This is a genomic window from Sphingomonas sp. GC_Shp_5, assembly GCF_026540855.1.
Taxonomy (GTDB): Bacteria; Pseudomonadota; Alphaproteobacteria; order Sphingomonadales; family Sphingomonadaceae; genus Sphingomonas.
Map to the genome: position 1 here is coordinate 42,390 of NZ_JALNUP010000022.1, position 26,670 is coordinate 69,059.

Sequence of the window (26,670 nt, forward strand, 5' to 3'; positions counted from 1 at the left end):
CGGCCGCCGCGCGCGCCGTCTCGTCACCGCCCGGCACCTGCGGGGCCGTTAACCCCAAATTAGCCCCGACATGGCAGTCATGGTGCCAGATAGTGGGGGTTAAGGGGCGTTATGCGCGTTCTCGCGATGGCATCGCAAAAAGGTGGATCGGGCAAGACGACCCTGTCCGGGCATCTCGCCGTGCAGGCACAGATGGCAGGCCACGGCCCGGTCGTGCTGATCGACATCGATCCGCAGGGCAGCCTGGCGGATTGGTGGAACGAGCGCACCGCGGAATATCCGGCTTTCGCCCAGACCACCGTGGCGCGGCTCGCCGCCGATCTCGAGGTGCTGCGCCAGCAGGGCTTCAAGCTGGCGATGATCGACACGCCGCCGGCGATCACCATGGCGATCCAGAGCGTGATCAACGTCGCCGAGCTGGTGGTGGTGCCGACCCGTCCGAGCCCGCACGACCTGCGCGCCGTCGGCGCCACCGTCGACCTTTGCGAGCGCGCCGGCAAGCCGCTGATCTTCGTCGTCAATGCCGCAACCCCCAAGGCGCGGATCACCTCCGATGCCGCGGTGGCGCTGTCGCAACATGGCACCGTGGCGCCGATCACGCTCCACCAGCGCACCGATTTCGCGGCCTCGATGATCGACGGCCGCACCGTCATGGAATGCGATCCCAAGGGCAAGTCGGCCGCCGAGGTCGCAGCCTTGTGGGGCTACATCGCCGACCGCCTCGAAAAAAACTTCCGCCGCACCGTGTTCAGCGTGCCCACCGTCGGCGCCGGCTTCGGCCAGCGGCCGCAGGCCGGCGGCTTCGGCCGCCGCGTGGTGGGAGGGTGAGCATGTTCGGTTCGTCCAAACCGATGGGCTCGCTGTCGTCGGGCCTGCTCGCGCGCAAGGGCCAGGCGCGCCCGGCGATGCGCCCCCAGGGGTTCGGCGGCTTCGGCGGGGTGACCCAGGGGCTCGACGATCTCGGCTGGAACGACATGGGTGGCCGTGAGGCTGCCGCCGCCGAGTTGACCGTCCAGCCCGCTGCAGAGCCTGTGCCGGCATCAGAGGCGCCGCTCGCGTCCGTTGCCGTGGCGCTGGCGCCGCCGGTGGTCGCGGCCGAACCGGCAGCGCCGGTGCTGGCAGCAGTGCCGGACGCCGCCAACGAACCGATCCCAACCGTGCTGGTCGAGCGCGAGGCACTGAAAGCGAAGGTCGAGGCGCCGGTCGCCGTCAAGTCGGTATCGCTGCCGACCGCGGCGCGGCTGCGGCGCGAGACCCAGCATGCCGGCAAGGCGGCTTTCACCTTGCGGGTGGATGCCGATCGCCACCTGCGGCTGCGGATCGCCACCGCGATCACCAACCGCTCGGCCCAGGATCTGGTGACGCAGGGGCTGGACGCGCTGCTCGGCGCGATCCCCGAGGTCGAGGCGCTGGTCTCGCAGCTGCCCTGCGCCGCTGCCCCACGCAAATCGGCGAAGTGAGGAATATTCGATGAAGACGCGCATGATCTTCTCGCTCGGCCTGTCGGCTTTGGTGTTCGGAGGCACCATGATGGGCTGCACCGCCCAGGGCAGCGGCATCGCCTCCGCCAGCAACCCCAACACCGACGCCGCCGCGAAGCAGGCTGCGCGCCAGGCCGACAAGGCGCGCAAGGCGATGGCGCGCCAGGACGACCAGGCGGTGATCCACTTCGCCGAAGCGGCCGTCGAGCTCAGCCCGCGCGACGTCGGCTATCGCCTACTGCTCGCCCATGGCTATTTGCGCGCCGGGAGGTTCGGGTCGGCGCGGACCGCCTTCACCGACGTGCTCGAACTGACGCCCGACGACGGCCGCGCCGCGCTCAACCTCGCGCTCGCCGAGGTCGCGCTCGGCGACTGGTCGCAGGCGCGCCAGACGCTGGATGCCCATGCCGCGACCATCCCGGTCAGTGACCGTGGGCTCGCGCTGGCGCTCGCCGGTGATCCCGCCGCCGCGGTGCAATTGCTCAACCAAGCCGCGCGCAGCCCGGGTGCGGACGCCAAGCTCCGCCAGAACCTCGCGCTCAGCCTCGCGCTGGCAGGCAACTGGACCGGCGCCCGCGTGGTCGCCGCCGCCGACATGTCCGCCGCGGACGTCGATGCACGGCTCCAGCAATGGGCGGCGTTCGCGCAGCCCAAGGGCGCATCGGACCAGGTCGCGACGCTGCTCGGCGTCACCCCGGTGTCCGACAGCGGCCAGCCGGTCGCGCTGGCGCTCAACGCGCCGGCCGCCGCCGACAAGGCGGTGCTGGCGGCGGTCGATCAGCCGGCAGCGGCCGCGCCCGCAGCCGTGGCGGCACCGCAGCTCGCCGAGGCGGCACCTGCCGCACCGCCGATGCTCGCCAAGATCGTGTTCGCGCCCTCCAGCCCCGTGGTCCAGCCGCTGCCGACCATGATGATCCGCCCGTCGCGTCCGGCTGGGATGGCCGCCGTGCGGCCGCGGATGGCGCCCGTTTTCGCACCCGTCGCGACGGCGGCAGCGCGGGGCGACTGGGTCGTCCAGATCGGCGCCTTCGCCAACGCCGGCGTCGCCAAGGACGGTTGGGATCGTGCAACCAGGCGCTTCGGCCAGCTCGCGGGGCATCAGCCCACCGGCACCCGCTTCATGTCGCGCGACGGCGCCGTCTATCGCCTCTCGGTGAGCGGCTTTGCCCGCACCGACGCCGATCGCCTGTGCCGCGCCTATCGTGCTTCCGGCGGCGCCTGTTTCGTCCGCCGCCAAGCCGGCGACCAGATGGCGCAATGGACCAAGGCACCGCTGCAGGTCGCCGCCCGTTAAGGCGCGCCCTATCCGTTGAGACAATGCAAGCGCCGCCGGGGCATACCTCGGCGGCGCTGTTGCATTTTGCGTAGCTTTTAGATCTCCCGCCCGGCCTTCCACAGCCGCAGCACGCGGCCCTGTACCGGCAGGCCGTCGAACGGCGTGTTGCCCGCTGAGGCATGGAACGCCTCGCCGACGATCTGCCACGGCGCCGCGGGATCGAACAACAGCAGGTCGGCCGGCTTGCTCGGCTCGAGCGTCCCCGCATCGAGCCCGAGCAGTTTGGCAGGATTGGCCGCGAGCAGCGCAAACAGGCGATCGAGCGTCAGCCGGCCGTCACGGACTAGCATCAGCGCGAGCGGCAGCAGCGTTTCGGCGCCGGCCATGCCGGCGGACGAATCGGCGAACGGCAGGCGCTTTTCCTCGGGGCCGCGCGGATCGTGGCCCGAGGCGAGCACATCAATCGTGCCGTCGGCGATCGCCGCTACCGCCGCCTGGCGGTCGCTCTCGGCGCGCAGGGGCGGCGACAAATGCGCGAAGGTACGGAAATCGCTCACCGCGATCTCGGAGAGGTGGAGGTGGGCGGGGGTGATGCCGCAGGTGACGCGGATGCCGCGGCGCTTGGCCGCGCGAACGAGGTCAAAACCAGCCGCGGTGGTCACTTGACGCAGGTGCAGGCGGGCGCCGGTCTGCTCGGCGAGCATCACATCGCGCGCGATCGCCAGCGCCTCGGCGATCGCGGGCGCGGAGGGCAGGCCGAGCCGGGTCGCGGTCTCGCCATCGGTCGCGACCGCGCCGGCGGTGAGCCCGCCGTCCTCGGCATGGCTGATCACCGTGATATCGAGATCGCGGGCATAAGCGAGCACGCGCGCCATCACCCCCGAATCGGCGATCCAATGCTTGCCGGTGCCGACCGCCTTGGCGCCCGCCGAGGCGCAGACCGCCATCTCGGCCATGTCCTTGCCCTCAAGCCCGCGGGTGGCGGCGGCGATCGGGTGGATCCACAGATCGGGCTTGCCGATCAGCGCGGCGCGCTGGACGATGCCGGGATCGTCGAGCACCGGCGAGCCATCGGGCATCAGCGCGACGCGGACGATGCCGCCGGCGCGGAACGCGGCGCGATCGATCCGGGCGACGCCGCAATCGATGATCCCCGGCGCGAGCGTCTTGCCGCCGCAGTCGATCACCTCGGCCTCCGACGGCAGGTCGATCGTTCCCGCCGCGGCGACGACGCCGTCCTTGACGAGCAGGCTGCCTGGGCGAACGCCGGCGACCGGGCAGACCAGCGTGGCGTTGACGAAGGCGCGGATCATGCCCAGCCCTCCACGCCGCGGGCTCGCCGGGTCAGCACGTCGAGGCACGCCATGCGCACCGCGACGCCCATCTCGACCTGCTCGGTGATCGCGGACTGCGGCCCGTCGGCGACGGACGAATCGATCTCGACGCCGCGATTCATCGGTCCCGGGTGCATCACCAGCGCTTCCGGCACCCTGGCGAGCCGCTCGGGGGTCAGGCCGTAGCGCAGCCGGTATTCGCGGCTGGAGGGGATATAGCCGCCCGCCATCCGCTCGTTCTGGACGCGCAGCATCATCACCACATCGGCGCCGACCAGCGCCTCGTCGAAGTTGGTGAAGGGCGTCACCCCCATCCGCTCGATCGCGGCGGGCATCAGCGTCGAGGGCGCGCAGACGCGGACCTCGGCGGCGAGCGCGGTGAGCGCGAGGATGTTGGAGCGGGCAACGCGGCTGTGGAGCACGTCGCCGCAGATCACCACGCGCTGGCCGGCGATGCTGCCCTTGCGGCGGCGGATGGTGAGCGCGTCGAGCAGCGCCTGGGTGGGATGCTCGTGGCGGCCGTCACCGGCGTTGAGCACCGGGCAATCGACCTTGTCCGCGATCAGCCGCACCGCACCGCTCGACATATGGCGGATCACGATGACGTCGGCGCGCATCGCGTTGAGCGTTTGCGCGGTATCGATCAGCGTCTCGCCCTTCTTCACGCTCGAGGTGGCGGCGTGCATGTTGACAACGTCGGCGCCCAGCCGCTTGCCGGCGATCTCGAAGCTCAGCAGCGTCCGCGTCGAATTTTCGAAGAAGGCGTTGATCTGGGTGAGGCCCGCTAGCCTTTTGTCGGGTGCGGCATGGGTGCGGTTGGCGCCGATCCAGCCCTCCGCCTCGTCGAGCAAAAAGGCGATCTCATGCGGCTGGAGCCCGTCGATTCCGGTGAGGTGCCGGTGCGGGAAAACGGCGCCACCCTGGATCAGGGAAGCGGGGCGGTGGTCCGAGGCTGTCATTAAAGCGCTCGCCTACTGCCGGGCGGGCGGGGACGCAACTGCGCCGTGACGGGGCGGCCCACCGTACCGTCACGCCAGCGGACGCTGGGGTGACGAACAGGCCGGTGTCGCTAGGCCGCCACCAGCCCGTCGATCGCCCCTTGCAGGATGTGCGCGGCGGCGAGGTTGTCGATCCGCTCGGCGCGCTTGGCGCGGCTCATGTCCTGTTCGATCATGAACCGCTCCACCGCGACGGTGGACCAGCGCTCGTCCCACAGCAGCATCGGCAGTTCGAGATCGAGGAGGTTGCGCGCGAAGGCGCGGGTCGACTGGCTGCGCGGGCTTTCGCTACCGTCGAGGTTGATCGGCAGGCCGATGACCAGCCCTTTGACATGCTGCGCGGTGATCAGCGCGATCAGCGCCGCCTTGTCCTTGGTGAACTTGCTGCGGCGGATCAGCTCGGCGGGGCTGGCGAAGCTCCAGCCGGCGTCGCACAGTGCGGTGCCGATCGTCTTGGAGCCGACGTCGAGCCCGATCAGGCGGCCGCCCGCGGGTAGCACCGCGCGAAAGGCGGCAAGGTCGGTGGTGATCATCGTCTTTTCCTCGGCGCTGCGGCGGTGAACGCCGCCAGCCGGCGCCCGGCGTCGGCGCGCACGTTCGCCCAGAACAGGCTGTAATCGTACACGTGGTAGTTGTTGCCGGGCAGCACGTAATTGCCGAGATCCGGCGCGGCGCCGATCAGCAGCAGGCCGCGGGGATCGCACCGTGCCGGCACCGTGCCCGGCCGGATCATCGCGGTGGCGAGATCGGCGGACGGGTAGAGCGTGCCGAGGTTGGCGGTAGCCGGCGCCGCCGCGCCGGCGCTGCCGGTCAACGGGTTGGTGCAGACCATCGCCGTATCCTTGCGCGGACGACCATCGAAGCCGCGGGTCTGGTTGTAGGTATCGACGATCAGCGACGGATCGGCGGGCTCGGCGAAACTCTCCCATGACAGCAGGCAGCCCGGCTGATCGGGCGCGGTGCAGGCGGGCAGGCCGAGCGCGGCGAGATCGGTCGCGGCGGATACCGGCCAGCCGACCACATAAGCGGCGACGATCCGCCGGGCGAGCGGCGTGCCCGCGACCTTTTCGCGCAGCAGCCGGGTGAGGTGGAGCGCGCCCTGGCTGTGCCCCGCCAGGATGATCGGGCGGGTGGGGCCGATTTCGCGCAGGAAGGCGTCGAACGCCGCCGAGACGTCGCCATAAGCAAGGTCGAGCGCGCGGTTGGCGTCGGCGACGCTGGTCAGGAATGCGCCGAACGTCGCCTGGCGGTAGCGCGGCGACCACACGTCGCCGGCGTCGTTGAACGCGCTCGCCTGGCCGCGCAGGAAGATCGCGGCGCGTGCGTTGGTCTCGGCATCGTCGAGCGCGGCGTTCCAATGGTCGCGGCCGATGTACGAGGTCGGGTGGATGAAGAACACCGCCGCCACCGGCTTGGCCGCCGGCTGGTAGCCCGGCGGCGTCCAGCGGGCGGGGTTGTTGGCGATATCCGGACGGGCGATCCACATCCTCGGGTCGTCATAGGCGGCCGCGGCGACGCCCGGCTGCGGGCGGAACGCCTCGCTCGGCACCAGCGCCATCCGCATCAGCTGCGGGCCGTAGAGCCGGTAGGCGAGGGCGCCGCCGATCACGAGCACGATCAGCAACGCGATCACGTAGAGAAAACGCCGGGCCATCGCCCGATCATGTGGACGAGGCCGCTGCGCGAGGCAACATGAGGTTGCGCGGCCACGAGCCGCGGTGCTAGCCGCGGGCCATGTCCGTAGACACCACCACCGTGAAGAAGGTCGCCGCGCTCGCGCGCATCGCGATCACCGATGAGGACGCGGCCCATCTCGTGCCCGAGCTCAATGGCATCCTCGACTGGATCGAGCAATTGGGCGAGGTCGACACCAGCGGCGTCGAGCCGATGACCGCCGTCATCCCCAACCATCTGCGCCTGCGCGACGACGTCGTCACCGACGGCGGCATCCGCGATGCGCTGATGATCAACGCCCCCCAGGCAGAGCACGGCTTCTTCACCGTGCCCAAGGTGATCGAATAATGAACCAGCTGACCGATCTGGGCATCGCCGCGATCCGCGACGGCGTACGCCTCGGCAAATTCTCCGCTGTCGAGGTCGCCGACGCGTTCGTTGTCAAGGTCGCCCAGGCCAAGCCGCTCAACGCCTTCCTCGTCGAAACCCCCGAGCATGCGCTCGCTGCCGCCCGCGCCGCCGACACGGCACGCGCGGCGGGCGAGACGCTCAAGCCGCTCGCCGGCGTGCCGATCGGGATGAAGGACCTGTTCTGCACCAAGGACGTCGCCACCACCGCGGCGAGCCACATGCTCGAAGGCTTCACCCCGCCGTACGAATCAACGGTGTCGCAGAATCTGTGGGATGCGGGCGCCGGCATGCTCGGCAAGCTCAACATGGACCAGTTCGCGATGGGCTCGTCGAACGAGACATCCGCGTTCGGTAATGTCATCTCGCCATGGCGCCGCGCCGACGGCAGCAATGCCCCGCTCGCGCCGGGCGGCTCGTCGGGGGGGAGCTCGTCGGCGGTCGCGGCACGGCTGTGTCCGGGCGCGACCGGTACCGATACCGGCGGCTCGATCCGCCAGCCCGCCGCGTTCACCGGGATCAGCGGCATCAAGCCGACCTACGGCCGCTGCTCGCGCTGGGGCACGATCGCCTTCGCCTCGAGCCTCGACCAGGCCGGGCCGATGGCGCGCGACGTGCGCGACTGCGCGATCATGCTCGAGGCGATGGCCGGGTTCGACGCCAAGGATGCGACCTCGCTGCAGCTCGACGTGCCGCAGTGGGAGCGTGGCCTGTCGGGCAGCATGGCCGGCAAGCGCGTCGGCATTCCCAAGGAATATCGCGTCGACGGCATGCCCGAGGAGATCGAGGCGCTGTGGCAGGCCGGGATCGACTGGCTCAAGGATGCCGGCGCCGAGATCGTCGAGGTGTCGCTGCCGCACACCAAATATGCGCTGCCGGCCTATTACATCATCGCGCCGGCCGAGGCCTCGTCCAACCTCGCGCGCTATGACGGCGTGCGTTACGGCCTGCGCGACCTCCCCGATGGCGCCGGGCTGCAGGACATGTATGCCGCAACCCGCGCCGACGGCTTCGGGCCTGAGGTCAAGCGCCGGATCATGATCGGCACCTATGTGCTCTCGGCGGGCTTCTACGACGCCTATTACACCCAGGCGCAAAAGGTGCGGACGCTGATCGCACGCGACTTCGACAATGCCTGGGCAAGCTGCGACCTGCTGCTCACCCCGACCGCACCGTCGGCGGCGTTCGCGCTCGGCGAGAAATCGGCCGATCCGCTGGCGATGTACCTCAACGACGTGTTCACCGTGCCGAGCTCGCTCGCCGGGCTGCCGGCGATGAGCGTGCCGGGCGGGCTCGACAAGGCGGGACTGCCGCTCGGGCTGCAGATCATCGGCAAGGCGCGCGACGAGCAGGGCGTGCTGAACGCCGGCCTCGCGATCGAGGAACGCGCCGGCTTCACCGCACGGCCGCAGGCGTGGTGGTAGACGACGCTTCTGTAAGGTGTTACCGTTAGGTAACACGGGAGATTGCAGATGAACGTGCATTCGCCGATCACCGATGCTGCCGATGGCAACATGACCAGCAAGGGGCAGGTGCTCATCCCCAAGACCTTGCGCGACCGTGCCGGTCTGGTGCCGGGCGGCGAGATTACCGTGGGTCTTAACGCTTGCGGTGAGGTCGTCGTGCTGCCGCGCGCGGCTGCCGAAACGCCTGAGCAGCGGCGGGAGCGGATTCGCGCCGCGATTGAGTCCGTGGCTGGCACGCTGGACACCGGCTTTGCCACAACGGACGACTATATGGACGCCATCCGTCCATGGCGGAAGGAGGATTGGTGACCTTCGTCGACACGAACGTCGTCGTCGATATCCTGCGCCGTGATCCGCACTGGTTTGGCTGGTCATTCGATCGGCTCGCCCTAGCGACAGAGGCTGGCGCGGTCATGATCAGTGCCGTGGTCGTTGCCGAATTGAGCTGGACGTTTGACATGCTCGATGATCTCACCGGCAAACTCAATCGGATGAGCATGAGCACCCAATCGCTGACCGCCAGCGCGGCATTCGTCGCCGGCAAGCGTTTTCAGTCCTTTCGGCGCACCAGGCGCGACGAGGACCATCCGCGTGTCCTGCCCGATTTCCTGATCGGCGCGCAGGCGCTGGTCGACAATGCCGCGCTACTGACCCGAGACCCGCGGCTCTATCTTCGCTACTTCCCCGACCTAACTCTTATCACACCCGAGACCCAGCCATGACCGAGACAAGCTATCGCATCCAGGGCGCCACCGGTGAATGGGAGGTCGTGATCGGCCTCGAGGTCCACGCCCAGGTCACCTCCAACGCCAAATTGTTCTCCGGCGCAGCGACCGAGTTCGGCGCCGAGCCCAACACCCAGGTCAGCCTCGTCGATGCGGCGATGCCCGGCATGCTGCCGGTGCCCAACGGCGAGTGCATCCGCCAGGCGGTGCGCACCGGCATGGCGATCGACGCCAAGATCAACAAATGGTCGCGGTTCGATCGCAAGAACTATTTCTACGCCGATCTGCCGCAGGGCTATCAGATCAGCCAGCTCTACCATCCGCTGGTGGGCGAGGGCGCGATCGAGATCAGCCCCGACGACAAGAATCCCGATGCCACCAAGGTGATCGGTGTCGAGCGCATCCATGTCGAGCAGGACGCGGGCAAGCTGATGCACGATCAGCATCCGACCCGTTCCTATGTCGATCTCAACCGCTCGGGCGTGGCGCTGATGGAGATCGTCAGCCGCCCGGACATGGCCTCGCCCGCCGAGGCGGGCGCGTATCTGCGCAAGCTCCGCGCGATCCTGCGCTACGTCGGCAGCTGCGACGGCAACATGGAAGAAGGCTCGATGCGCGCCGACGTCAACGTCTCCGTGCGCAAGGCGGGCGAGGAACTCGGCACGCGGACCGAGACCAAGAACGTCAATTCGGTGCGCTTCGTGATGGCGGCGATCGATTATGAGGCCAACCGCCAGGTCGAGGTGATCGAGGCCGGCGGCAAGATCGTCCAGGAAACGCGCCTGTTCAACGTCGAGAGCGGCACCACCCGCTCGATGCGCTCGAAGGAAGACGCGCACGACTATCGCTATTTCCCCGATCCCGATCTGCTGCCGCTGGTGCTCGAGGATGATTTCCTCGAGGCCTGCCGCGCATCGCTGCCCGAGCTGCCCGATGCCAAGCGCAAGCGCTACGAGGGCCTCGGCATCTCGCCCTATCAGGCCGAGGTGTTGACCGCCGAGGTGGAGGCGGCGCGCTGGTTCGACACGCTGCTCGATGCCGGCGCCAAGCCGGTCGCGGCGGCGAACTGGACGACGTCGGAGCTGTTCGGCGCGCTCAACCGCACCGGGCGCGACATCGCCAACTCGCCGGTAACGCCCGAACAGGCAGCCGAGCTGCTCGCACTGGTCGCCGACGGCACGCTGTCGGGCAGCCTCGCCAAGCAGGTGTTCGAGGTGATGCTCAAGACCGGCGATGCGCCGGGCAAGATCGTCGAGGATCGCGGTCTCAAGCAGACCAGCGACACCGGCGCGATCGAGGCGGTGATCGCCGAGGTGATGGCCAAGAGCCCGAACCAGCTCGAGCAGTATCGCGGCGGCAAGGAGGCGTTGTTCGGCTTCTTCGTCGGCCAGACGATGAAGGCGATGGGCGGCAAGGCCAATCCCGCGGTGGTCAACGAGCTGCTCAAGAAGGCGCTGGCTGGGTAACGATCAAGCCGGTGACCGCGGCGGTTGCCAGCTGGTGCGTGATCGGTGCGGGCTACCCTTGGTCGCCTGCATGACGGATGGGAGAAGGCGGATGATGACCCAGCTTGTTCGAACCCTCGTAGCGGCGCTGGCGCTGAGTGGGACATCCGTCGCCGCGCAGCAGGCGGCCGCCCCGCTGCCGCGCGTCGCGCTCGACACCACCGCCGGGCGCATCGTGATCGAGGCCGATACGCTGCACGCGCCGATCACCGCGGGCAATTTCCTCAAATATGTCGACGGCAAGCGGCTCGATGGCGTCACCTTCTACCGCACGGTGAAGGTGCAGGACCGGTTCGGCTTCGTCCAGTTCGGCACCAACGGCGATCCCAAGCGGGTGCTGCCGCCGATCAAGCACGAGCCGACGACGCTGACCGGCCTGCATCATACCGAGGGCACGATCTCGGTGGCGCGGTTCGAGCCCGGCAGCGCGCGCGGCGATTTCACGATCAGCGTCGGCGACCAGAGCGCCGCGCTCGATGCCGATCCGAGCAAGCCGGGCGACAACCTCGGCTATGCGGCGTTCGGCCATGTGGTGGAGGGGATGGATCATATCGTCGCCATCCTCGACGGCCCGGTGTCGCCGACCGCGACGGTGCGCGGCTCGTTCAAGGGCGAGGTGCCCGAGACGGCGGTGAAAGTGCTGTCGGCGCGGCGGCTGCCGTAGCTCCAGGCGCGATCGACCTACGAGGGGCGCCACGCCGGGCGCATCGGCCAAGACGGGGGCGGCCGTACACCGCCCCGCGTCGCGGTTACTGCGCGTCGAGGTCCTGGTTCTTGACCACGCCGCCGCTGCCAGCGGTGCCGTCATATTCGCCGGTGTCGGTCATCCCCGACGGCTCGGGGCCGCCTTCGCCGCGGGCGACGGCATCGGCACGCGCCTCGACGATCTGCTCGATGTCGCTACGCGGATCGGCGCGCTCGGCGGCGGGGCTATCCGGGTTGCTCTGGGGCGCCTCGTCGGGGAGGCTGTCGGGATGGGGGTCTGAAGCGCTCATGGTCATCCTTAAACTTGGCCTTAGATTTCGGCGGGCTGCGCGGTGCCCGGATCGCCGGGGAAGGTGCCGGGCGAGGGCTGGTCGAAGTCGGGGGCCGGCGGGTTGAGCTCGGGCGGCGGCGCCTCGGGCTGTACGGGCTGGCTCGGGGCCGGGGTCTCCGGTGGCGGCTGGGTAGCCATGGCGTCTTCTCCTTCGCCCTATCAACGTTCTGGATCGGCGGCGGTTGCCTCGCCGCTTGCTCCCGCGCTACACGCTGGTATAGACGCGCGCCGAACGGCGGTCCTGTGCGGGCGTGGCGGAATTGGTAGACGCAGCAGGTTTAGGTCCTGCCATCGCAAGATGTGGGGGTTCGAGTCCCTTCGCCCGCACCAGTCCCGCTGCCGCCAGCGGGACGGCTAGCCCAAAACGATTTTCTCAAGATTGAAGGCCGAACATGCAGACTGTCGAGACGCTGAACGAGGGCCTGAAGCGGGCCTATACGCTGACCTTCACCGCCAAGGACATCGACGCCAAGGTGGATGCCGAAGTGAAGCGCGTCGCGCCGCAGATCAAGATGCCCGGTTTCCGCCCCGGCAAGGTGCCGATCAACCTGGTGCGCAAGATGCACGGCGAGGCGCTGACCCAGGACGCGCTCAACAGCGCGATCCAGCAGGGCGTCCAGCAGCTGATCGCCGACAAGCAGTTGCGCCCGGCGATGCAGCCCTCGGTCGAGCTCGGCCCCGATTACGCGCCCGGCAAGGATGCCGAGGTCAAGGTCGAGCTGGAAGTGCTCCCGACCGTGCCGGCGCCGGCGATCGACTCGCTCAAGCTCGAGCGCCTCACCGTGCCGGTCGCCGACGAGCTGGTCGACGAGCAGCTCCAGAAGTTCGCCGATCAGTCCAAGAAGTGGAATGACGCCGATGACAAGGCCGCCGAGATGGGCGATCTCGTCACCGTCGATTTCGTCGGCAAGACCAGCGATGGCGTCGCCTTCGACGGCGGCACCGGCACCGACATGGGCGTCGAGCTCGGTTCGGGCCGCCTGATCCCGGGCTTCGAGGATCAGCTGGTCGGCGTCACGCTCGGCGAGGAGAAGGTGCTCAACGTGACCTTCCCCGAGGATTACGGCGCCAAGGAACTCGCCGGCCAGGCCGCGACCTTCGACATCACCGTGAAGAAGATCCAGACCGCCGGCGAGAGCGCGATCGACGAGGATCTCGCCAAGAACCTCGGCCTCGAAAGCCTCGAGCAGCTCCGCGGCCTGGTGAAGGGCCAGATCGAGCAGGAGCATAACGGCCTCACCCGCACCCACATGAAGCGCAAGCTGCTCGACCAGCTCGCCGAGGGTCACGACTTCGAAGTGCCGCCGTCGATGGTGGAAGCCGAGTTCGCGCAAATCTGGCAGCAGCTCGAGCATGAAGCGACCCATGAGGGGGATCCCGCCGCGGCGCTCGCCGAGATGGAGTCGGAGCGCGCCGACTATCGCAAGATCGCCGAGCGCCGCGTGCGCCTTGGGCTGCTTCTCTCCGAGATCGGCCAGGCCAATGGCGTCGAGGTCAGCCAGCAGGAGATGAACCGCCTGATCGCCCAGGCTGCGCAGCAGTATCGCGGCGAGGACCAGCAGCGCTTCATCCAATACGTCCAGCAGGAGCCGATGGCAGCCGCCCAGCTGCGCGCGCCGCTGTACGAGGACAAGGTCGTCGACTTCCTGTTCGACAAGGCCGAGGTCACTGATCGCGAGACCAGCCGCGAGGAACTCGAAGCCGCGATCGAGAGCGAAGACGGCTTTGCCACCGGCACCCACAGCCACGATCACGACAACCACAAGCCGAAGAAGGCCAAGAAGGCCGACGCGGCCGAGGGCGATGAAGCGGCCGCCAAGCCGAAGAAGGCGAAGAAGCCGGTCGCGCAGGACCAGAATGCCGGCGCTGAGGTCGAGCCGGCCGAGGCGGCCCCCGCCAAGAAGCCTGCCGCCAAGAAGAAGGCTGCGCCGGTCGAGGCAGAGACCGCGGTGACCGAATCGTCGCCGGTCGCCGCTGAGGCTGCCGAGGGCACCGAGGCTGCTGATGCTCCCGCCAAGAAGCCGCGCGCCAAGAAGGCCGCTGCGCCCGAGGCATAAGCGGATCGGGGAGGCGGGCGTCGGCCCGCCTCCTCCCACCGTCACCCGCGGCCGTGTGCCAGGGCGACGGGGGTGGCTTGTCGGGCCGGCGGTGATCCCGCACAACCAGCATCTTCCGACAACAACGGGACCCGATCAGTTGTGACCGAACCGACGATCGCCGTCCTTCTGCCCTGCTTTAACGAGGCCGCCGCGATCGCGCAGACCGTGGCCGGATTCCGCGCCGCGCTGCCGGGCGCCGCCATCTACGTCTACGACAATAATTCCACCGACGGCACCCGCGAGGTCGCCGCCGCGGCCGGCGCGATCGTCCGCCGCGAGCGCATCCAGGGCAAAGGCAATGTCGTCCGCCGGATGTTCGCCGACGTCGATGCCGACATCTATGTGATGGCCGATGGCGACGCCACCTATGACGCGGCGTCCGCGCCGGCGCTGGTCGCGCGGCTGCTCGAGGAGCAGGCCGACATGATCGTCGGCAGCCGGATCGGCGAGGCGGTCGCCGCCTATCGCCGCGGGCATCGGTTGGGCAATGCGATGCTCACCGGCATGCTCTCGCGGCTGTTCGGCCGCAGCTTCACCGATATCCTGTCGGGCTATCGCGTCTTCTCGCGCCGCTTCGTCAAGAGCTTCCCGTCGCTGTCGTCGGGGTTCGAGATCGAGACCGAGATCAGCGTCCACGCGCTCGAGCTGAAGATGCCGTGCGGCGAGGTGGAAACGCCTTATTATGCGCGGCCCGAGGGCTCGGCGTCCAAGCTCAGCACCTATGGCGACGGCTGGCGTATCCTCACCACCATCGTCACGCTCTACCGGATCGAGCGGCCGTTGCTGTTTTTCGGCGCCATCGGCCTGGCCCTGGCGCTGATCGGCGTGATCCTCGGCATCCCGCTCGCGGTAACCTATGCGCAGACCGGGCTGGTGCCGCGCTTCCCGACCGCGATTGTGATCACCGGGCTCGGCATCGTCGCGGCGCTATGCTTCTTCGCGGGGCTGATCCTCGACACCGTGGTGCGCGGTCGCCGCGAGGTGAGGCGGCTCGCCTATCTCGGCCTGCCTGCGCCGGGGCGCTGAGGCGCCGTCGTTTCTCGCCCCGTTCGCCCTGAGCCTGTCGAAGGGCCTTGGGCCCCCTGTGCTTCGACAAGCTCAGCACGAACGGGAATGGGAGACATCCTCTTACCAAGCAAGCGCTGGCATAAGCTGCGAACACCTCCCATATTGCCCTGACCCGGGGCAGGGCCTTGATCTCCGTCGCCGCCCGCCCGATGTTGGTTCCCATCCAGGGCATAAGAGAGATTTTCATGCATAATCCGTTCGAGACCGGCGACTTCATGAGCCCGATCGCGCATGCCGGCCTCGGTTTGCAGCAGACCCAGGCGGGTCTGGTGCCGATCGTCATCGAGCAGTCGAATCGCGGCGAGCGCTCGTTCGACATCTTCAGCCGCCTGCTCCGCGAGCGCATCATCTTCGTCACCGGCGGTGTCGAGGATGGCATGGCCTCGCTGATCACCGCGCAGCTGCTCTTCCTCGAGTCCGAGAACCCGAAGAAGGACATCTTCATGTACATCAACTCGCCGGGCGGTGTTGTCACGGCGGGCATGGCGATCCATGACACGATGCAATATATCCGTCCGCGCGTCGGCACGGTGTGCATCGGTCAGGCCGCCTCGATGGGCTCGTTCCTGCTCGCCAGCGGCGCGCCCGGGATGCGCGTCGCGCTCACCAACGCCCGGATCATGATCCACCAGCCGTCTGGCGGCGCCCAGGGCATGGCCTCGGACATCGAGATCCAGGCCAAGGAGATCCTGCGCATCCGTGCGCGGATGAACCAGCTCTACGCCCAGTACACCGGCCAGCCGCTCGACGAGATCGAGCGCCGGATGGATCGCGATACCTTCCTCGAGGCCAATGAAGCCAAGGATTTCGGCCTCGTCGACGAGGTGTTCGATCGTCGCCCGACGCCCGCGGAGGATGCCGCCCAGGCGGCTTAACCGACGTGGGTGCGCGCCCTGCCGATCCCGTTAGGGACGTTTGGGCGTTGTAGTTTGCGTATCGGCCGGGCTACCATGCCCGGCCTAACCCCGCAGGATTGCCTGCGACAAGGAAGTTTGAATGACGAAACTGAGCGGTGGCGACTCCAAGAGCACCCTCTATTGCTCGTTCTGCGGCAAGTCGCAGCACGAGGTCCGCAAGCTCATTGCCGGCCCCACCGTCTTCATCTGCGACGAGTGCGTGGAGCTGTGCAACGACATCATCCGCGAGGAAACCAAGTCCGCGCTCGTCTCCAAGAAGGACGGCGGCGTGCCGACCCCGCTGGAGATCTGCAACGTCCTCGACGATTATGTGATCGGCCAGAAGCAGGCCAAGCGCGTGCTCTCGGTGGCGGTGCACAACCATTACAAGCGCCTCAACCACGGCGCCAAGGGTGCCGATGTCGAGCTCGCCAAGAGCAACATCCTGCTGGTCGGCCCCACCGGCTGCGGCAAGACGCTGCTCGCGCAGACGCTCGCGCGCATCCTCGACGTGCCGTTCACCATGGCCGATGCGACGACGCTCACCGAAGCCGGCTATGTCGGCGAGGATGTCGAGAACATCATCCTCAAGCTGCTCCAGGCGTCCGACTATAACGTCGAGCGGGCGCAGCGCGGGATCGTCTATATCGACGAGATCGACAAGATCAGCCGCAAGGCCGAAAATCCGTCGATCACCCGCGACGTGTCGGGCGAAGGCGTGCAGCAGGCACTGCTCAAGCTGATGGAGGGCACCACCGCGAGCGTGCCCCCGCAGGGCGGCCGCAAGCATCCGCAGCAGGAATTCCTGCAGGTGGACACGACCAACATCCTGTTCATCTGCGGCGGCGCCTTCTCGGGGCTCGAGAAGATCATCGGCGATCGTCTCCAGGGCAAGTCGATCGGCTTCGGCGCGCATGTCGCCGCGCCGGACGAGCGCCGCACCGGCGAGATGCTGCGCGCCACCGAGCCCGAGGATCTGCTGAAGTTCGGCCTGATCCCCGAGTTCGTCGGCCGCCTGCCGGTGATCGCGACGCTCGAGGACCTCGACATCCCCGCGCTGGTCAAGATCCTCAGCGAGCCCAAGAACGCGCTGGTGAAACAGTATCAGAAGCTGTTCGAGATGGAGGAGGTCGAGCTCGGCTTCACCGACGATGCGCTGGTGACGGTCGCCAAGAAGGCGATCGAGCGCAAGACCGGTGCCCGCGGGCTGCGCTCGATCCTCGAGGCGATCCTGCTCGACACCATGTTCGACCTGCCCGGCATGGACGGCGTCGACGAGGTGATGATCGACAAGGACGTGATCGAGGGCCGCAAGGAACCGATCCGCGTCTACGCCGAGAAGAAGAAGGCCGGCGACGCTGCCTGATAACGGCAGCCGCCATCCAGGTCTGTCCTCACCCTCCCGCGGCCGTGCCGCTCCCTCCCCCCGCCATGGGGAGAGGGCAACGCCGGCATGGCTGGTGAAGGGTGGGGACAGTAACCTGATTTCCTCCACGCCTTCGGCATGATCAGCCCCGCCTGGACCCCCGGCCGCGGCCCGTTGCGGATCCTTCCCGGCCTCCTGTTCCGCACCGAGCGCATCTGGCTGCAGCTGGTCGTCGCCTGGGCGCTCGCGCTCGGCGGCAGCATCCTGCTCGGCTCAGCAGTCGGCGCGCTGGTTCCCCATGCCGAGCAGCCGGATTTCGGCCATGCCTCGTCGGGCGTCGTCTTCACCCTGATCGTGCTGTTCAGCCCGGTGGTGGAGACGATCATGATGGGCGCGGTGGTCGCGCTGCTGATGCGCTTCATCGCGGCATGGCAGGCGGTGCTGGTCAGCGCCGCGCTGTGGGGCGTGCTCCACAGCCTGTCGACGCCAACTTGGGGACTGGTGATCTGGTGGCCGTTCCTGATCTTCTCGACCGTGTTCGCGACCTGGCGCCCGAGCGGCTTCTGGCGCGCGGCGGCGCTGGTGGCGGTGATCCACATGGCGCAGAACATCGGCCCCGCCACCGCAATTGTAATGAACCGCTGATCGGTGCGCGGCGGACGCGCGACTGCCCCCCATCGTTCATGCTGAACTAGTTTCAGGATTCATCGCAGATCTTCACCGCGCGTCCTGCGGGCGGCGGCAGGTCATGGATGCTGAAACAAGTTGAGCATGACGGCGTACGTCGGTGGCGATCGATCGCCTCAGCGTGCAATTCAAGCCGAGTCGATTACCCCGCCTATTTCGCGCCCGGCTTCTTCGCCTGCTCCGCGCGCCACGCCTGCACCTCTTCCAGCGCGATGCTGCGCTTGAGAATACGCGCGTCGGGATCGACCACCACATGCGCGCCGCCCGGCACGCTGAGGCTGCCCCGGCCGCCGGGCATCGCCACCCGCACGATCCGGTCGCCTACCTTCACCTCAACCGGCATCGGGAAAATTATCCCGCCCGGCGCCTTCCACGCCAGCGACAGCGTGTCGCCGCGCCGGTTCTGCACCAGCTCGGGCAGCGCCGCGCGGCGCAGATAGACGTCGAAGAACCAGCGATAGTCCTTGCCCGTCACCCGGGCCACGAAGCCTTCGAACTCCCGGCTCGAGCCATAGCGCGGCGCGAAATTGCCGGGCCTCGGATCGGTGCGGCCATAGACCTCGAGCCTGGTCGCCGCGAAGAACGGGCCGTCGCCGATCAGGTAGCGCAGGGTGTGGAGCATCCACGATCCCTTGTTGTAGATGTCGAGCCCGGGGCCGCCCTTGCTCGCCTCATATACCTCTTCCTCGGTGATCTCGCGGCCGCGGACGATCGGCACGGTGTTGGCGATGCCGGCGCGCTGGCGGTCGAGCATCACCGCATAGCGGGCGTCGCCCTCGCGCCACTGGCCGTAGAGCGGCTGCATGTAGCTGCCATAGCCCTCGTGCAGCCAGTAATCGTCCCAATTGGCGGCGGTGAGCTGGTTGCCGAACCATTCGTGGCTGAATTCGTGCTGGAACAGCCAGTCGAACCCCTCGGGCGCCTTGGCATAGGCATTGCCATAGGCGTTGATGGTCTGGTGCTCCATGCCCATGTGCGGGGTCTCGACCACGCCGACCTTCTCGTCGCCGAACGGATAAGGGCCGATGGTGCTCTCGAAGAAGTCGAGCGTCGGCGCGAATTCGGCGAACAGCCGTTCCGCCTTGGACTTCTCGCCGGGCAGGTACCAATAATACATCGGAATGATGTTGCCGAAGCGGCTCTTGTAGCTCGCCGATATCTCCTCATACGGGCCGACGTTGAGCGCGATCGCATAGGTGTTGGGGTGCTTGATCCGCCAGTTCCAGGTGGTGCGCCCGTCGGGGCGGGTGTCGACGCCGAGCAGCTTGCCGTTGGAGGGTGCCTTGAGGCCCTTCGGCACGGTGATGTGCAGCGTCACCACGCCGGGCTCGCCGGTCGGAAAGTCGAGGCAGGGCCAGAACAGGTCGCAGCCATAGCCTTCCGCAGTGGTCGCGAACCAGGTGCGGCCATCGGGCGTCTTGGACCAGACCATCCCGTCGTCCCACGGCGCTTTCACCGCGACATGCGGCGTGCCGCCATAGGTGATCCGCGCCGACACCGACGCGCCGGCGGCGAGCGGGTGGGGCAGGGTGATCGCGAGCTGCCCATCGGGGTTGGACCAGGCACCGGGCGCAAGGCGCTGCCCGTCGATCGCGATCGCGGTGACCGGCAGGTTCTTGTCGAGATCGATCAGCAGCCGCGCGAGCGGCGCTTTGGCGGTGAAGCCGAGCGTGGCGACGCCGTTCAGCGTTTCGGTGGCGGGCAGCACCTCGAAGGCGAGATCGGCGCTGTCGAAGCGCAGCGCGCGCTGCTCGGCCGGGCGCGGCCCGCCCGATTTCTGGGTCTGCTCGGTGATCGCGGGCTCGCCCTTCTTGGGTAGCGGCCCGGCTGCGGTCGCGGCGGCGGCGAGCGCGAGCAGGCTGGCCGCGGCGCAGAGGCAGGTCACTTGGCGGATCATTTCGCCGCGCCCTTGGCGGCCTGTTCGGCGCGCCAGGCCTGATAAGCGTCGACGGTGTCGGACTGCATCAGCACCCGGCTCATCGGATCGATGATCACATGGGCGTCGGCGGGCACGGTGAGCTTGCCGGCGCCGCCCACCATCGCAACCTTCTGCACGGTGTCGCCCACCTGCACCTCAATCGGCAGCGGGAAGGGGCGGTTGTTGGGCGTCTTCCAGTGCAGGAGGAGCTGGTCGCCCTTGTGCTCCTGGATCAGTTGCGGGAGCGCGGCTTCGTAGAGATAGACGTCGAAGAACCATTGCAGGTCCTGTCCCGAGGTCTGCTTCACATAAGCGATGAACTCGGGCGTGGTGCGGAACAGCGGCTGGAAATTGCCCGGCGCCGGATCGGGACGGCCGTAGACGGCGAGCTTGATCGCCTCGAAAAACGCCTTGTCGCCGATCAGGTTGCGCAGCGTGTGCAGCGTCCAGCTGCCCTTGGTGTAGATGTCGCCGCCGCGTCCGGGCTGCTTCTCGTACACGTCCTCGGCGCTCTGCGGCTTGCCGGTGACCAGCGGCGACTTGTTCTGGATGCCGTTGCGCGCCTGCAGCATCATCGCGGTATAGACGCCATCGCCCGACCGCCACTTGCCGTAGAGCGGCTGCATGTAAGCGGCGAAGCCCTCGTGGAGCCAGAAATCGTCCCAGTTCGCCGCGGTCAGCTGGTTGGCGAACCATTCATGCGCGAATTCGTGCTGGAACAGGTCGTCGAATCCCCAGGGGGTCTTGGCGTAATTGTTGCCGTAACCGTTGATCGTCTGGTGCTCCATGCCCTTGTGGGGCGTCTCGACCACGCCGACCTTCTGGTCCGCGAACGGATAGGGGCCGATCACGCTCTCGAAGAAGTCGAGCGTCGGCGCGAACTCGGCGAACAGTTTGTCGGCCTGCGCCTTTTCGCCGGGCAGATACCAATAGGTCATCGGAATCGTATTGCCGAACCGGCTCTTGTAGGTGCCGCTGACCTCGTCATACGGCCCGACGTTGAGCGCGACGCCATAGAGCGTCGGGTGCGCCGCCTCCCAGTTCCACACGCTGCGGCCGTCGTCGAGCGTCTCGACGCCGACCAGCTTGCCGTTGGACGGTGCCTTCAGCCCCTTGGGCACGGTGATGTGGAGGGTGATCTTGTCAGGCTCGTAGGTCGGATAGTCGATGCACGGCCAGATCAGGTCGCAGCCTTCCATCTGCACCGCGGTCGCCACCCATGGCTGGCCGGTGGGGGTCTTCGACCAGACGAAGCCGCCGTCCCACGGCGCGCGCACCGCGGTGTGCGGCCGGCCGCCATAGGTGATCTTGACCACCAGTTTGGCGTCCTTGGCGGCCTTCTTGACCAGCTTGATCGTCATCCGCCCTTCGGGGTTGGCGAAGCTCAGCGCATCGACCCCGTCCACCGTCACCGCGGTCACCGTGTAATTCTTGTCGAGGTCGACGACGACGCGGTCGGTCTTGTCGAGCGTGGTGAAGGTGAGGGTGGCGATGCCGTTGATCACCTCGCGCTCGGGATCCACCGACAGCGCGAGGTCGGCGGTGTCGAACCGCAGCTTCTTCTGCGCCGGATCGAGCGGGCCGCCCGACGAGCTGGTCTGCGCGGTGAGCGGCGGCTTGCCCGGCTCGGCGGCGAATGCGCTGGTGGAGAGCAGCAGCACGGCGGCGAGCGGCAGGCGTAGCATCATCTATGGTGTCCCTTTGGTAGCGCAGCGGTTTTGCCGTTCGCCCCGGCAATGACAAGCGCGATTGATGCAGTGCAGCTTGATCGGGGATAGCAACGAGGCTGATTGATGGATGGTCAGCACTCCCCATATATGGAACACATAGGGGCGGCTCGTATGGCGCCCCGTCGGAGTATCCATGACCCAGACCTACCCCGTTCTCCCGCTTCGCGACATCGTCGTCTTCCCGCACATGATCGTGCCGCTGTTCGTCGGTCGCGACAAATCGGTCGCGGCGCTGGAAGCCGCAATGGCCGCCGACAAGGAGATCTTCCTGGTCGCGCAGCTCGATCCCGCCGAGGACGATCCCGCGCGCGAGGATCTGTACGAGATCGGCGTCAGCGCCACCGTGCTGCAGCTGCTCAAGCTTCCCGACGGCACCGTCCGCGTCCTCGTCGAGGGCAAGGAGCGCGGCCGCCTCAACGAGCTCGCCGAGGACGGCGAGTTCCTCACCGCGACGATCGATCCGGTCGAGGACCTCGTCGTCGAGAGCGACGAGCTGCCAGCGCTGATGCGCTCGGTGGTCGACCAGTTCGAGAATTACGCCAAGCTCAACCGCAAGCTCCCGGCCGAGACCGCGACCCAGCTTGGCGAGATCGAGGAAGCCGGCAAGCTCTCCGACGCGATCATGGCCAATGTCCAGGTCAAGGTCGCCGACAAGCAGGCGCTTCTGGTCGAGGCCGATCCCGCCAAGCGGCTGGAGATGGCGTTTGCGCTGATGGAAGGCGAGCTCGGCGTTCTCCAGGTGGAGAAGAAGATCAAGAGCCGCGTCAAGCGCCAGATGGAGAAGACGCAGCGCGAATATTACCTCAACGAGCAGTTGAAGGCGATCCAGCGCGAGCTCGGCAACAGCGACGACGAGAGCGACGGCGACGAGATCGCCGAGCTGACCCAGAAGATCGCGACGCTCAAGCTATCCAAGGAAGCGCGCACCAAGGCGACGAGCGAGCTCAAGAAGCTCAAGACCATGGCGCCGATGAGCGCCGAGGCCACCGTCGTGCGCAACTATCTCGACGTGCTGCTCGGGCTGCCGTGGGGCAAGAAGAGCAAGATCAAGAAGGACATCGCCGCCGCGCAGGCGGTGCTGGACGAGGATCATTACGCGCTGGAGAAGGTCAAGGACCGGATCGTCGAATATCTCGGCGTCCAGGCCCGCACCAACAAGCTCAAAGGCCCGATCCTGTGCCTCGTCGGCCCGCCCGGCGTCGGCAAGACCAGCCTCGGCAAGTCGATCGCCAAGGCGACCGGGCGCGAGTTCATCCGCCAGAGCCTCGGCGGCGTGCGCGACGAAGCCGAGATCCGCGGCCATCGCCGCACCTATATCGGCTCGCTGCCGGGCAAGATCGTCACCAACCTCAAGAAGGCCGGGACCAGCAACCCGCTGTTCCTGCTCGACGAGATCGACAAGCTCGGCCAGGATTTCCGCGGCGATCCGGCCTCGGCGCTGCTCGAGGTGCTCGACCCCGAGCAGAACGGCAAGTTCAACGACCATTATCTCGAGATCGACATCGATCTGTCCGACGTGATGTTCGTCTGCACCGCCAACACGCTCAACCTGCCGCAGCCGCTGCTCGACCGAATGGAGATCATCCGGCTCGAGGGCTATACCGAGGACGAGAAGGTCGAGATCGCCAAGGGCCATCTGCTCGACAAGCAGATCGAGGCGCATGGCCTCAAGGCCGGCGAGTTCACCCTCACCGACGAGGGGCTGCGCGCGCTGATCCAGAAGTACACCCGCGAGGCGGGCGTGCGCACGCTCGAGCGCGAGATCGCCCGGCTGGCGCGCAAGGCGCTGCGCCAGATCCTCGAGGGCAAGACCGCGAGCGTCACGATCACGCCCGACAATCTCCACGAATATGCCGGGGTACAGAAGTACCGTCACGGTCTCGGCGAGACCGAGCATCAGATCGGCGCGGTGACGGGCCTCGCCTGGACCGAGGTGGGCGGCGAGCTGCTGACCATCGAGAGCGTGACGGTGCCCGGCAAGGGCGGAATCAAGACCACCGGCAAGCTTGGCGACGTGATGAAGGAATCGGTCCAGGCCGCCTTCAGCTTCGTCCAGGCGCGCAGCCCGAGCTACGGCATCAAGCCCTCGCTGTTCCACCGCAAGGACATCCACATCCACCTTCCCGAGGGCGCGGTGCCGAAGGACGGGCCGTCGGCAGGCATCGGCCTCGTCACCTCGATCGTCTCGACGCTGACCGGCGTGTCGGTGAAGAAGGACGTCGCGATGACCGGCGAGGTCACCTTGCGCGGCCGCGTGCTGCCGATCGGCGGGCTCAAGGAGAAGCTGCTCGCGGCGCTGCGCGGCGGCATCACCACGGTGCTGATCCCGGCGGACAATGAGAAGGATCTCGCTGATATCCCCCAGAATATCAAAGATGGCCTGACCATCGTACCGGTCGCCCACGTCGACGAGGTGCTGCGCCTGGCGCTCACCGAGCCGCTCGAGGCGATCGACTGGACCGATGCCGACGAGCTGGCGGCGCTGCCGCCGGCGGCGGTCGCCGCGGTCGGGGGCGAGCGTCACCACTGATCTGCGTTAACGATTTGGAACCGCCGTGCCTGCCATCAGGCGCGGCGGTTTCGTTTGACTCAGGCCGGGGCCCGCGCCTTACTGAAGGTTCGGCTCAGGCCACGACTCATTTTTTCTTCGAAGGGGGCTTCTTTTCCATGAACAAGCAAGAGCTGATTGCGACCGTTGCCGATACCTCCGGCCTTGCCAAGAACGACGCGATCAAGGCCGTCGAAGCGGTGTTCGACGCGATCTCGGCCAGCCTCAAGAAGGGTGATGAAGTGCGCCTGGTCGGCTTCGGCACCTTCTCCGTCTCCAAGCGCAAGGCCTCCACCGGCCGCAACCCGCGCACCGGCGAGCCGATGACGATCAAGGCCTCCAGCCAGCCCAAGTTCAAGGCCGGCAAGGGCCTCAAGGACTCGGTCAACTAATAGTCGGCCAAACGGGGCTGGACAGGCCCCGCGGGCCCCTCTAAAGGCCCGCTTCCGATCAGTTTCGGGCGCGTAGCTCAGCGGTAGAGCACACCCTTCACACGGGTGGGGTCACAGGTTCAATCCCTGTCGCGCCCACCATTACAAGCCCGCCAGGTCGCTGCGACCGGCGGGCTTTTTTGGTTGATCGGGGAGCCTAAGTGTCTGGCGCCATTCGTCATGCCGGCCCATCCCTCACGCCCGCTGCGCCGCCGCCAGATCGGCGAAATCCAGTTCCTCCTCGATCTGGTGAAAGGCATCGTCGCCGATCGTGCCATCCTCGCGCAGCGCCAGCAGCCGCTTGCGGCGCGTCTCCAGCACCTGCGCGCGCAGTTCGAGCGCCGGCAGCACCGCGCGGCCGTCACCCTCGTCGGTATCCGCGGCGTCGCGTTCGGTCTCCAGCTCGGCGCGCAGCTCGACCGCGGCGCGGTCGTCATTGCCGTCGAGGCTGGCGATCCCCGCCTCCGCCAGCGCGACCCGTGCCAGCCGCACCTCGCGCGCCACCGGGTCGTCGTCGCGCGTGCCGAGCCACTGGACCAGCGGCTTGAGGCTGAGCCCCTGGAGAACCAGCGTGCCGAGTGTCACGGTGAAGGCCGTGAACAGCAGCAGGTCGCGCTCGGGAAACCCCGCCGGCAGCGCCAGCGCGGTGGCGACGGTGACGATTCCGCGCATGCCCGACCAACCGATGATCAGCCCGCCGCGCCAGTCCGCGGTGGTGCCGTCGGCGACCCGCTGGCCGCGCCACCACAGCCAGCGGTTGTAGCCCATCACCCACAGCAGCCGGATCGCGATCACCGCGGCGAGCACCGCGCCGGCGATCACGCTCCAGCGCGCGAGCTCGGCAGCGCTGGCCCTCGCGATCACCGGCCCCAGCTGCAGCCCGATCAGCACGAAGGCGAGCGCCGTCAGCACCACCACCACCGTCTCCCACACCGCATAGGAGGGCACCCGCAGCCGCGCCGGCGTGGTCGCGGGGGCGTAATGCGCCACCGTCATCGCATAAGCGACCACCGTCAGGATCGCTGACAGGCCGATCGCCTCGGCGAGCACCCACACGCCGAAGGTGCCGACGAACTGGAGGATGATGCTGCTCGGCGCATCGTCGAACAGGCGGCTCAGCCGCTGCCAGAGCAGCGCCAGCACCGGCCCGGCGATCAGGCTGCCGCCCACCGACAGCAGAAACGCCGGCGCGACCACCGCGGCGCTGATCGTGCCGCCCGACGCGACCGCCCCGAGCGCCAAACGGTAGATCAGCAGCGACGACGCATCGTTGAGCAGCGATTCGCCCTGGAGGATCACGTTGATCCGGTGCGGCGGATTGACCTGGCGGAGCACCGCCGCCGCCGCCGCAGCATCGGGCGGCGCGACAATGGCGCCGAGCGCGATCGCGGCGGCCCAGGGTATGCCCGGCACCAGCCAGTGGACCATGCCGGCGACCGTCGCGGTGGTCAGCCCCACCGCGATCACCACCAGCCCGAGCACCGGCCGCCAGTTCGCCTTCAGGTCGCGCGGCGAGGTGTCGTAGGCGGTATCGAGCAGGATCGGCGCTACCAGCAGCGCCAGCACCAACGCCGGGTCGATCGCCAGCGGCACGTCGAACGGCGCCACCGCCAGCAGCACGCCCGCGAGCGCGAGCAGCACCGGGAAGGGCAGGCCGGTGCGCCGCGCCAGGCCGAGCAGCAGCACCGCGCCGCCCAGCATCACCAGAATGATTTCGAACGCCTGCATCGGCGACGCAACGCACGAGCGCGGCCATCGGCGCCGCGACGCGTGGCATGCCGCTGTCACATCACCGTCACGTGGCTGTCATTCCCGCGTCACCTGAATCGCATCGTAGCGTCATCGCCGCCCCCTAACCGCAGCATCATGATCGACGGAAGGGGGAGCCTTTGGGTCGATCGCGGGCACGTTCGCCCGGTTGCAAGAAGACTTTCAGGGAGCATTTCGACATGGCGAGCATCAAGCGCTACGGCAACTTCCTCATGGCGACGTCGGCCTGCCTCGCGCTCGGCGGCTGCGGCGGC

General features: G+C 67.9%; 25 protein-coding genes and 2 tRNA genes. 18 read left to right on the forward strand and 9 right to left on the reverse strand.

Annotation, left to right across the window (positions count from 1 at the left end; all coding sequences use genetic code 11):
- The first annotated feature begins 111 nt into the window (after positions 1–111).
- The 3 genes from OXR60_RS15780 to OXR60_RS15790 are packed head-to-tail and all read left to right on the forward strand — an operon-like array spanning position 112 to position 2,775.
- Positions 112–828 (forward strand): ParA family protein, encoded by a 717-nt coding sequence (locus OXR60_RS15780; RefSeq protein WP_267396895.1) that lies wholly within the window; start codon positions 112–114, stop codon positions 826–828.
- Positions 829–830: 2 nt separating this feature from the next.
- Entirely contained in the window at positions 831–1,460 is a 630-nt protein-coding gene (locus OXR60_RS15785) for a hypothetical protein (RefSeq protein WP_267396896.1), read from the forward strand.
- A 10-nt stretch (positions 1,461–1,470) separates the two neighbouring features.
- Positions 1,471–2,775 carry an SPOR domain-containing protein gene (locus tag OXR60_RS15790; protein WP_267396897.1) on the forward strand — a complete coding sequence of 435 codons (1,305 nt, stop codon included), beginning with the start codon at positions 1,471–1,473 and terminating at the stop codon, positions 2,773–2,775.
- 77 nt (positions 2,776–2,852) lie between these two features.
- On the opposite strand, the gene OXR60_RS15795 is transcribed toward OXR60_RS15790, so the two are convergent.
- From OXR60_RS15795 to OXR60_RS15810, 4 genes are all read right to left on the reverse strand, one after another.
- Positions 2,853–4,070 carry an amidohydrolase family protein gene (locus tag OXR60_RS15795; protein ID WP_267396898.1) on the reverse strand — a complete coding sequence of 406 codons (1,218 nt, stop codon included), beginning with the start codon at positions 4,068–4,070 and terminating at the stop codon, positions 2,853–2,855.
- Positions 4,067–5,050 (reverse strand): aspartate carbamoyltransferase catalytic subunit, encoded by a 984-nt coding sequence (locus OXR60_RS15800; RefSeq protein WP_267396899.1) that lies wholly within the window; start codon positions 5,048–5,050, stop codon positions 4,067–4,069. The genes OXR60_RS15795 and OXR60_RS15800 overlap by 4 nt, the downstream gene beginning before the upstream one ends.
- Before the next feature lie 110 nt (positions 5,051–5,160).
- The gene (gene ruvX / locus OXR60_RS15805; protein WP_267396900.1) at positions 5,161–5,622 is read right to left on the reverse strand and encodes a Holliday junction resolvase RuvX; all 462 of its coding nucleotides are present in this window, start codon (positions 5,620–5,622) and stop codon (positions 5,161–5,163) included.
- Positions 5,619–6,743, reverse strand: coding sequence for a DUF3089 domain-containing protein (locus OXR60_RS15810; protein ID WP_267396901.1), 1,125 nt, complete (start codon positions 6,741–6,743; stop codon positions 5,619–5,621). Before OXR60_RS15810 ends, ruvX begins: the two co-directional genes overlap by 4 nt.
- Before the next feature lie 80 nt (positions 6,744–6,823).
- Between OXR60_RS15810 and gatC the strand changes: the two genes are divergently transcribed.
- The 6 genes from gatC (at position 6,824) to OXR60_RS15840 (ending at position 11,531) form a co-directional block, all read left to right on the forward strand.
- A complete protein-coding gene (gene gatC, locus OXR60_RS15815) occupies positions 6,824–7,111 on the forward strand; it encodes an Asp-tRNA(Asn)/Glu-tRNA(Gln) amidotransferase subunit GatC (RefSeq protein WP_267396902.1) in 288 nt (95 codons plus the stop codon).
- Entirely contained in the window at positions 7,111–8,595 is a 1,485-nt protein-coding gene (gene gatA / locus OXR60_RS15820) for an Asp-tRNA(Asn)/Glu-tRNA(Gln) amidotransferase subunit GatA (protein ID WP_267396903.1), read from the forward strand. The genes gatC and gatA overlap by 1 nt, the downstream gene beginning before the upstream one ends.
- Positions 8,596–8,643: 48 nt before the next feature.
- Positions 8,644–8,946: an AbrB/MazE/SpoVT family DNA-binding domain-containing protein gene (locus OXR60_RS15825; protein WP_267396904.1), complete on the forward strand. Its 303-nt coding sequence runs from the start codon at positions 8,644–8,646 to the stop codon at positions 8,944–8,946.
- A complete protein-coding gene (locus OXR60_RS15830; RefSeq protein WP_267396905.1) occupies positions 8,943–9,359 on the forward strand; it encodes a type II toxin-antitoxin system VapC family toxin in 417 nt (138 codons plus the stop codon). Before OXR60_RS15825 ends, OXR60_RS15830 begins: the two co-directional genes overlap by 4 nt.
- The gene (gene gatB, locus OXR60_RS15835; RefSeq protein ID WP_267396906.1) at positions 9,356–10,828 is read left to right on the forward strand and encodes an Asp-tRNA(Asn)/Glu-tRNA(Gln) amidotransferase subunit GatB; all 1,473 of its coding nucleotides are present in this window, start codon (positions 9,356–9,358) and stop codon (positions 10,826–10,828) included. The genes OXR60_RS15830 and gatB overlap by 4 nt, the downstream gene beginning before the upstream one ends.
- Before the next feature lie 91 nt (positions 10,829–10,919).
- Entirely contained in the window at positions 10,920–11,531 is a 612-nt protein-coding gene (locus tag OXR60_RS15840) for a peptidylprolyl isomerase (RefSeq protein WP_267396907.1), read from the forward strand.
- 85 nt (positions 11,532–11,616) lie between these two features.
- Here the strand turns inward: OXR60_RS15840 and OXR60_RS15845 are convergent, their stop codons facing one another.
- Positions 11,617–11,862 carry a hypothetical protein gene (locus tag OXR60_RS15845; protein ID WP_267396908.1) on the reverse strand — a complete coding sequence of 82 codons (246 nt, stop codon included), beginning with the start codon at positions 11,860–11,862 and terminating at the stop codon, positions 11,617–11,619.
- A 20-nt stretch (positions 11,863–11,882) separates the two neighbouring features.
- Positions 11,883–12,041: a hypothetical protein gene (locus OXR60_RS15850; protein ID WP_267396909.1), complete on the reverse strand. Its 159-nt coding sequence runs from the start codon at positions 12,039–12,041 to the stop codon at positions 11,883–11,885.
- Between the two features lie 107 nt (positions 12,042–12,148).
- Between OXR60_RS15850 and OXR60_RS15855 the strand changes: the two genes are divergently transcribed.
- From OXR60_RS15855 to OXR60_RS15880, 6 genes are all read left to right on the forward strand, one after another.
- Positions 12,149–12,233, forward strand: a tRNA-Leu gene (locus tag OXR60_RS15855).
- A 62-nt stretch (positions 12,234–12,295) separates the two neighbouring features.
- Positions 12,296–13,960, forward strand: coding sequence for a trigger factor (tig, locus tag OXR60_RS15860; RefSeq protein ID WP_267396910.1), 1,665 nt, complete (start codon positions 12,296–12,298; stop codon positions 13,958–13,960).
- Between the two features lie 141 nt (positions 13,961–14,101).
- The gene (locus OXR60_RS15865; RefSeq protein WP_267396911.1) at positions 14,102–15,028 is read left to right on the forward strand and encodes a glycosyltransferase family 2 protein; all 927 of its coding nucleotides are present in this window, start codon (positions 14,102–14,104) and stop codon (positions 15,026–15,028) included.
- Between the two features lie 227 nt (positions 15,029–15,255).
- The gene (locus tag OXR60_RS15870) at positions 15,256–15,945 is read left to right on the forward strand and encodes an ATP-dependent Clp protease proteolytic subunit (RefSeq protein ID WP_276046632.1); all 690 of its coding nucleotides are present in this window, start codon (positions 15,256–15,258) and stop codon (positions 15,943–15,945) included.
- Positions 15,946–16,066: 121 nt separating this feature from the next.
- The gene (clpX, locus tag OXR60_RS15875) at positions 16,067–17,332 is read left to right on the forward strand and encodes an ATP-dependent Clp protease ATP-binding subunit ClpX (RefSeq protein WP_267396912.1); all 1,266 of its coding nucleotides are present in this window, start codon (positions 16,067–16,069) and stop codon (positions 17,330–17,332) included.
- Positions 17,333–17,470: 138 nt separating this feature from the next.
- Entirely contained in the window at positions 17,471–17,977 is a 507-nt protein-coding gene (locus tag OXR60_RS15880) for a hypothetical protein (protein WP_267396913.1), read from the forward strand.
- 193 nt (positions 17,978–18,170) lie between these two features.
- Here the strand turns inward: OXR60_RS15880 and OXR60_RS15885 are convergent, their stop codons facing one another.
- Together OXR60_RS15885 and OXR60_RS15890 are read right to left on the reverse strand one after the other, a co-directional pair.
- The gene (locus tag OXR60_RS15885) at positions 18,171–19,916 is read right to left on the reverse strand and encodes a M1 family metallopeptidase (RefSeq protein ID WP_267396914.1); all 1,746 of its coding nucleotides are present in this window, start codon (positions 19,914–19,916) and stop codon (positions 18,171–18,173) included.
- Positions 19,913–21,625 carry a M1 family metallopeptidase gene (locus OXR60_RS15890; protein WP_267396915.1) on the reverse strand — a complete coding sequence of 571 codons (1,713 nt, stop codon included), beginning with the start codon at positions 21,623–21,625 and terminating at the stop codon, positions 19,913–19,915. The genes OXR60_RS15885 and OXR60_RS15890 overlap by 4 nt, the downstream gene beginning before the upstream one ends.
- A gap of 175 nt (positions 21,626–21,800) precedes the next feature.
- Here OXR60_RS15890 and lon point away from each other — a divergent pair, with 175 nt between their 5' ends.
- The 3 genes from lon to OXR60_RS15905 all read left to right on the forward strand — a co-directional run bounded on the left by lon (position 21,801) and on the right by OXR60_RS15905 (position 24,748).
- On the forward strand, positions 21,801–24,197 hold the full coding sequence (lon, locus tag OXR60_RS15895) for an endopeptidase La (protein WP_267396916.1): 2,397 nt from the start codon (positions 21,801–21,803) through the stop codon (positions 24,195–24,197).
- A gap of 137 nt (positions 24,198–24,334) precedes the next feature.
- Positions 24,335–24,607, forward strand: a complete 273-nt coding sequence (locus tag OXR60_RS15900) for an HU family DNA-binding protein (RefSeq protein ID WP_267396917.1) — start codon at positions 24,335–24,337, stop codon at positions 24,605–24,607.
- Positions 24,608–24,673: 66 nt separating this feature from the next.
- Positions 24,674–24,748: transfer RNA gene (locus OXR60_RS15905), tRNA-Val, on the forward strand.
- 93 nt (positions 24,749–24,841) lie between these two features.
- Here OXR60_RS15905 and OXR60_RS15910 read toward each other — a convergent pair.
- Positions 24,842–26,374 carry a sodium:proton antiporter gene (locus OXR60_RS15910; RefSeq protein ID WP_267396918.1) on the reverse strand — a complete coding sequence of 511 codons (1,533 nt, stop codon included), beginning with the start codon at positions 26,372–26,374 and terminating at the stop codon, positions 24,842–24,844.
- Between the last annotated feature and the right edge of the window lie 296 nt (positions 26,375–26,670).

Excerpts from the sequence above, each read along its gene's own strand:
- OXR60_RS15800 (WP_267396899.1), bottom strand. The coding sequence starts at position 5,050 with ATGACAGCCTCGGACCACCGCCCCGCTTCCCTGATCCAGGGTGGCGCC.
- gatC (WP_267396902.1), top strand. The coding sequence starts at position 6,824 with ATGTCCGTAGACACCACCACCGTGAAGAAGGTCGCCGCGCTCGCGCGC.
- OXR60_RS15885 (WP_267396914.1), bottom strand. The coding sequence starts at position 19,916 with ATGATCCGCCAAGTGACCTGCCTCTGCGCCGCGGCCAGCCTGCTCGCG.
- lon (WP_267396916.1), top strand. The coding sequence starts at position 21,801 with ATGACCCAGACCTACCCCGTTCTCCCGCTTCGCGACATCGTCGTCTTC.
- OXR60_RS15880 (WP_267396913.1), top strand. The coding sequence starts at position 17,471 with ATGATCAGCCCCGCCTGGACCCCCGGCCGCGGCCCGTTGCGGATCCTT.
- OXR60_RS15840 (WP_267396907.1), top strand. The coding sequence starts at position 10,920 with ATGATGACCCAGCTTGTTCGAACCCTCGTAGCGGCGCTGGCGCTGAGT.
- OXR60_RS15850 (WP_267396909.1), bottom strand. The coding sequence starts at position 12,041 with ATGGCTACCCAGCCGCCACCGGAGACCCCGGCCCCGAGCCAGCCCGTA.
- ruvX (WP_267396900.1), bottom strand. The coding sequence starts at position 5,622 with ATGATCACCACCGACCTTGCCGCCTTTCGCGCGGTGCTACCCGCGGGC.
- OXR60_RS15910 (WP_267396918.1), bottom strand. The coding sequence starts at position 26,374 with ATGCAGGCGTTCGAAATCATTCTGGTGATGCTGGGCGGCGCGGTGCTG.
- OXR60_RS15795 (WP_267396898.1), bottom strand. The coding sequence starts at position 4,070 with ATGATCCGCGCCTTCGTCAACGCCACGCTGGTCTGCCCGGTCGCCGGC.
- tig (WP_267396910.1), top strand. The coding sequence starts at position 12,296 with ATGCAGACTGTCGAGACGCTGAACGAGGGCCTGAAGCGGGCCTATACG.
- OXR60_RS15825 (WP_267396904.1), top strand. The coding sequence starts at position 8,644 with ATGAACGTGCATTCGCCGATCACCGATGCTGCCGATGGCAACATGACC.
- OXR60_RS15870 (WP_276046632.1), top strand. The coding sequence starts at position 15,256 with ATGCATAATCCGTTCGAGACCGGCGACTTCATGAGCCCGATCGCGCAT.
- OXR60_RS15810 (WP_267396901.1), bottom strand. The coding sequence starts at position 6,743 with ATGGCCCGGCGTTTTCTCTACGTGATCGCGTTGCTGATCGTGCTCGTG.
- OXR60_RS15845 (WP_267396908.1), bottom strand. The coding sequence starts at position 11,862 with ATGAGCGCTTCAGACCCCCATCCCGACAGCCTCCCCGACGAGGCGCCC.
- OXR60_RS15780 (WP_267396895.1), top strand. The coding sequence starts at position 112 with ATGCGCGTTCTCGCGATGGCATCGCAAAAAGGTGGATCGGGCAAGACG.
- OXR60_RS15900 (WP_267396917.1), top strand. The coding sequence starts at position 24,335 with ATGAACAAGCAAGAGCTGATTGCGACCGTTGCCGATACCTCCGGCCTT.
- gatB (WP_267396906.1), top strand. The coding sequence starts at position 9,356 with ATGACCGAGACAAGCTATCGCATCCAGGGCGCCACCGGTGAATGGGAG.
- OXR60_RS15890 (WP_267396915.1), bottom strand. The coding sequence starts at position 21,625 with ATGATGCTACGCCTGCCGCTCGCCGCCGTGCTGCTGCTCTCCACCAGC.
- gatA (WP_267396903.1), top strand. The coding sequence starts at position 7,111 with ATGAACCAGCTGACCGATCTGGGCATCGCCGCGATCCGCGACGGCGTA.
- OXR60_RS15790 (WP_267396897.1), top strand. The coding sequence starts at position 1,471 with ATGAAGACGCGCATGATCTTCTCGCTCGGCCTGTCGGCTTTGGTGTTC.
- OXR60_RS15785 (WP_267396896.1), top strand. The coding sequence starts at position 831 with ATGTTCGGTTCGTCCAAACCGATGGGCTCGCTGTCGTCGGGCCTGCTC.
- clpX (WP_267396912.1), top strand. The coding sequence starts at position 16,067 with ATGACGAAACTGAGCGGTGGCGACTCCAAGAGCACCCTCTATTGCTCG.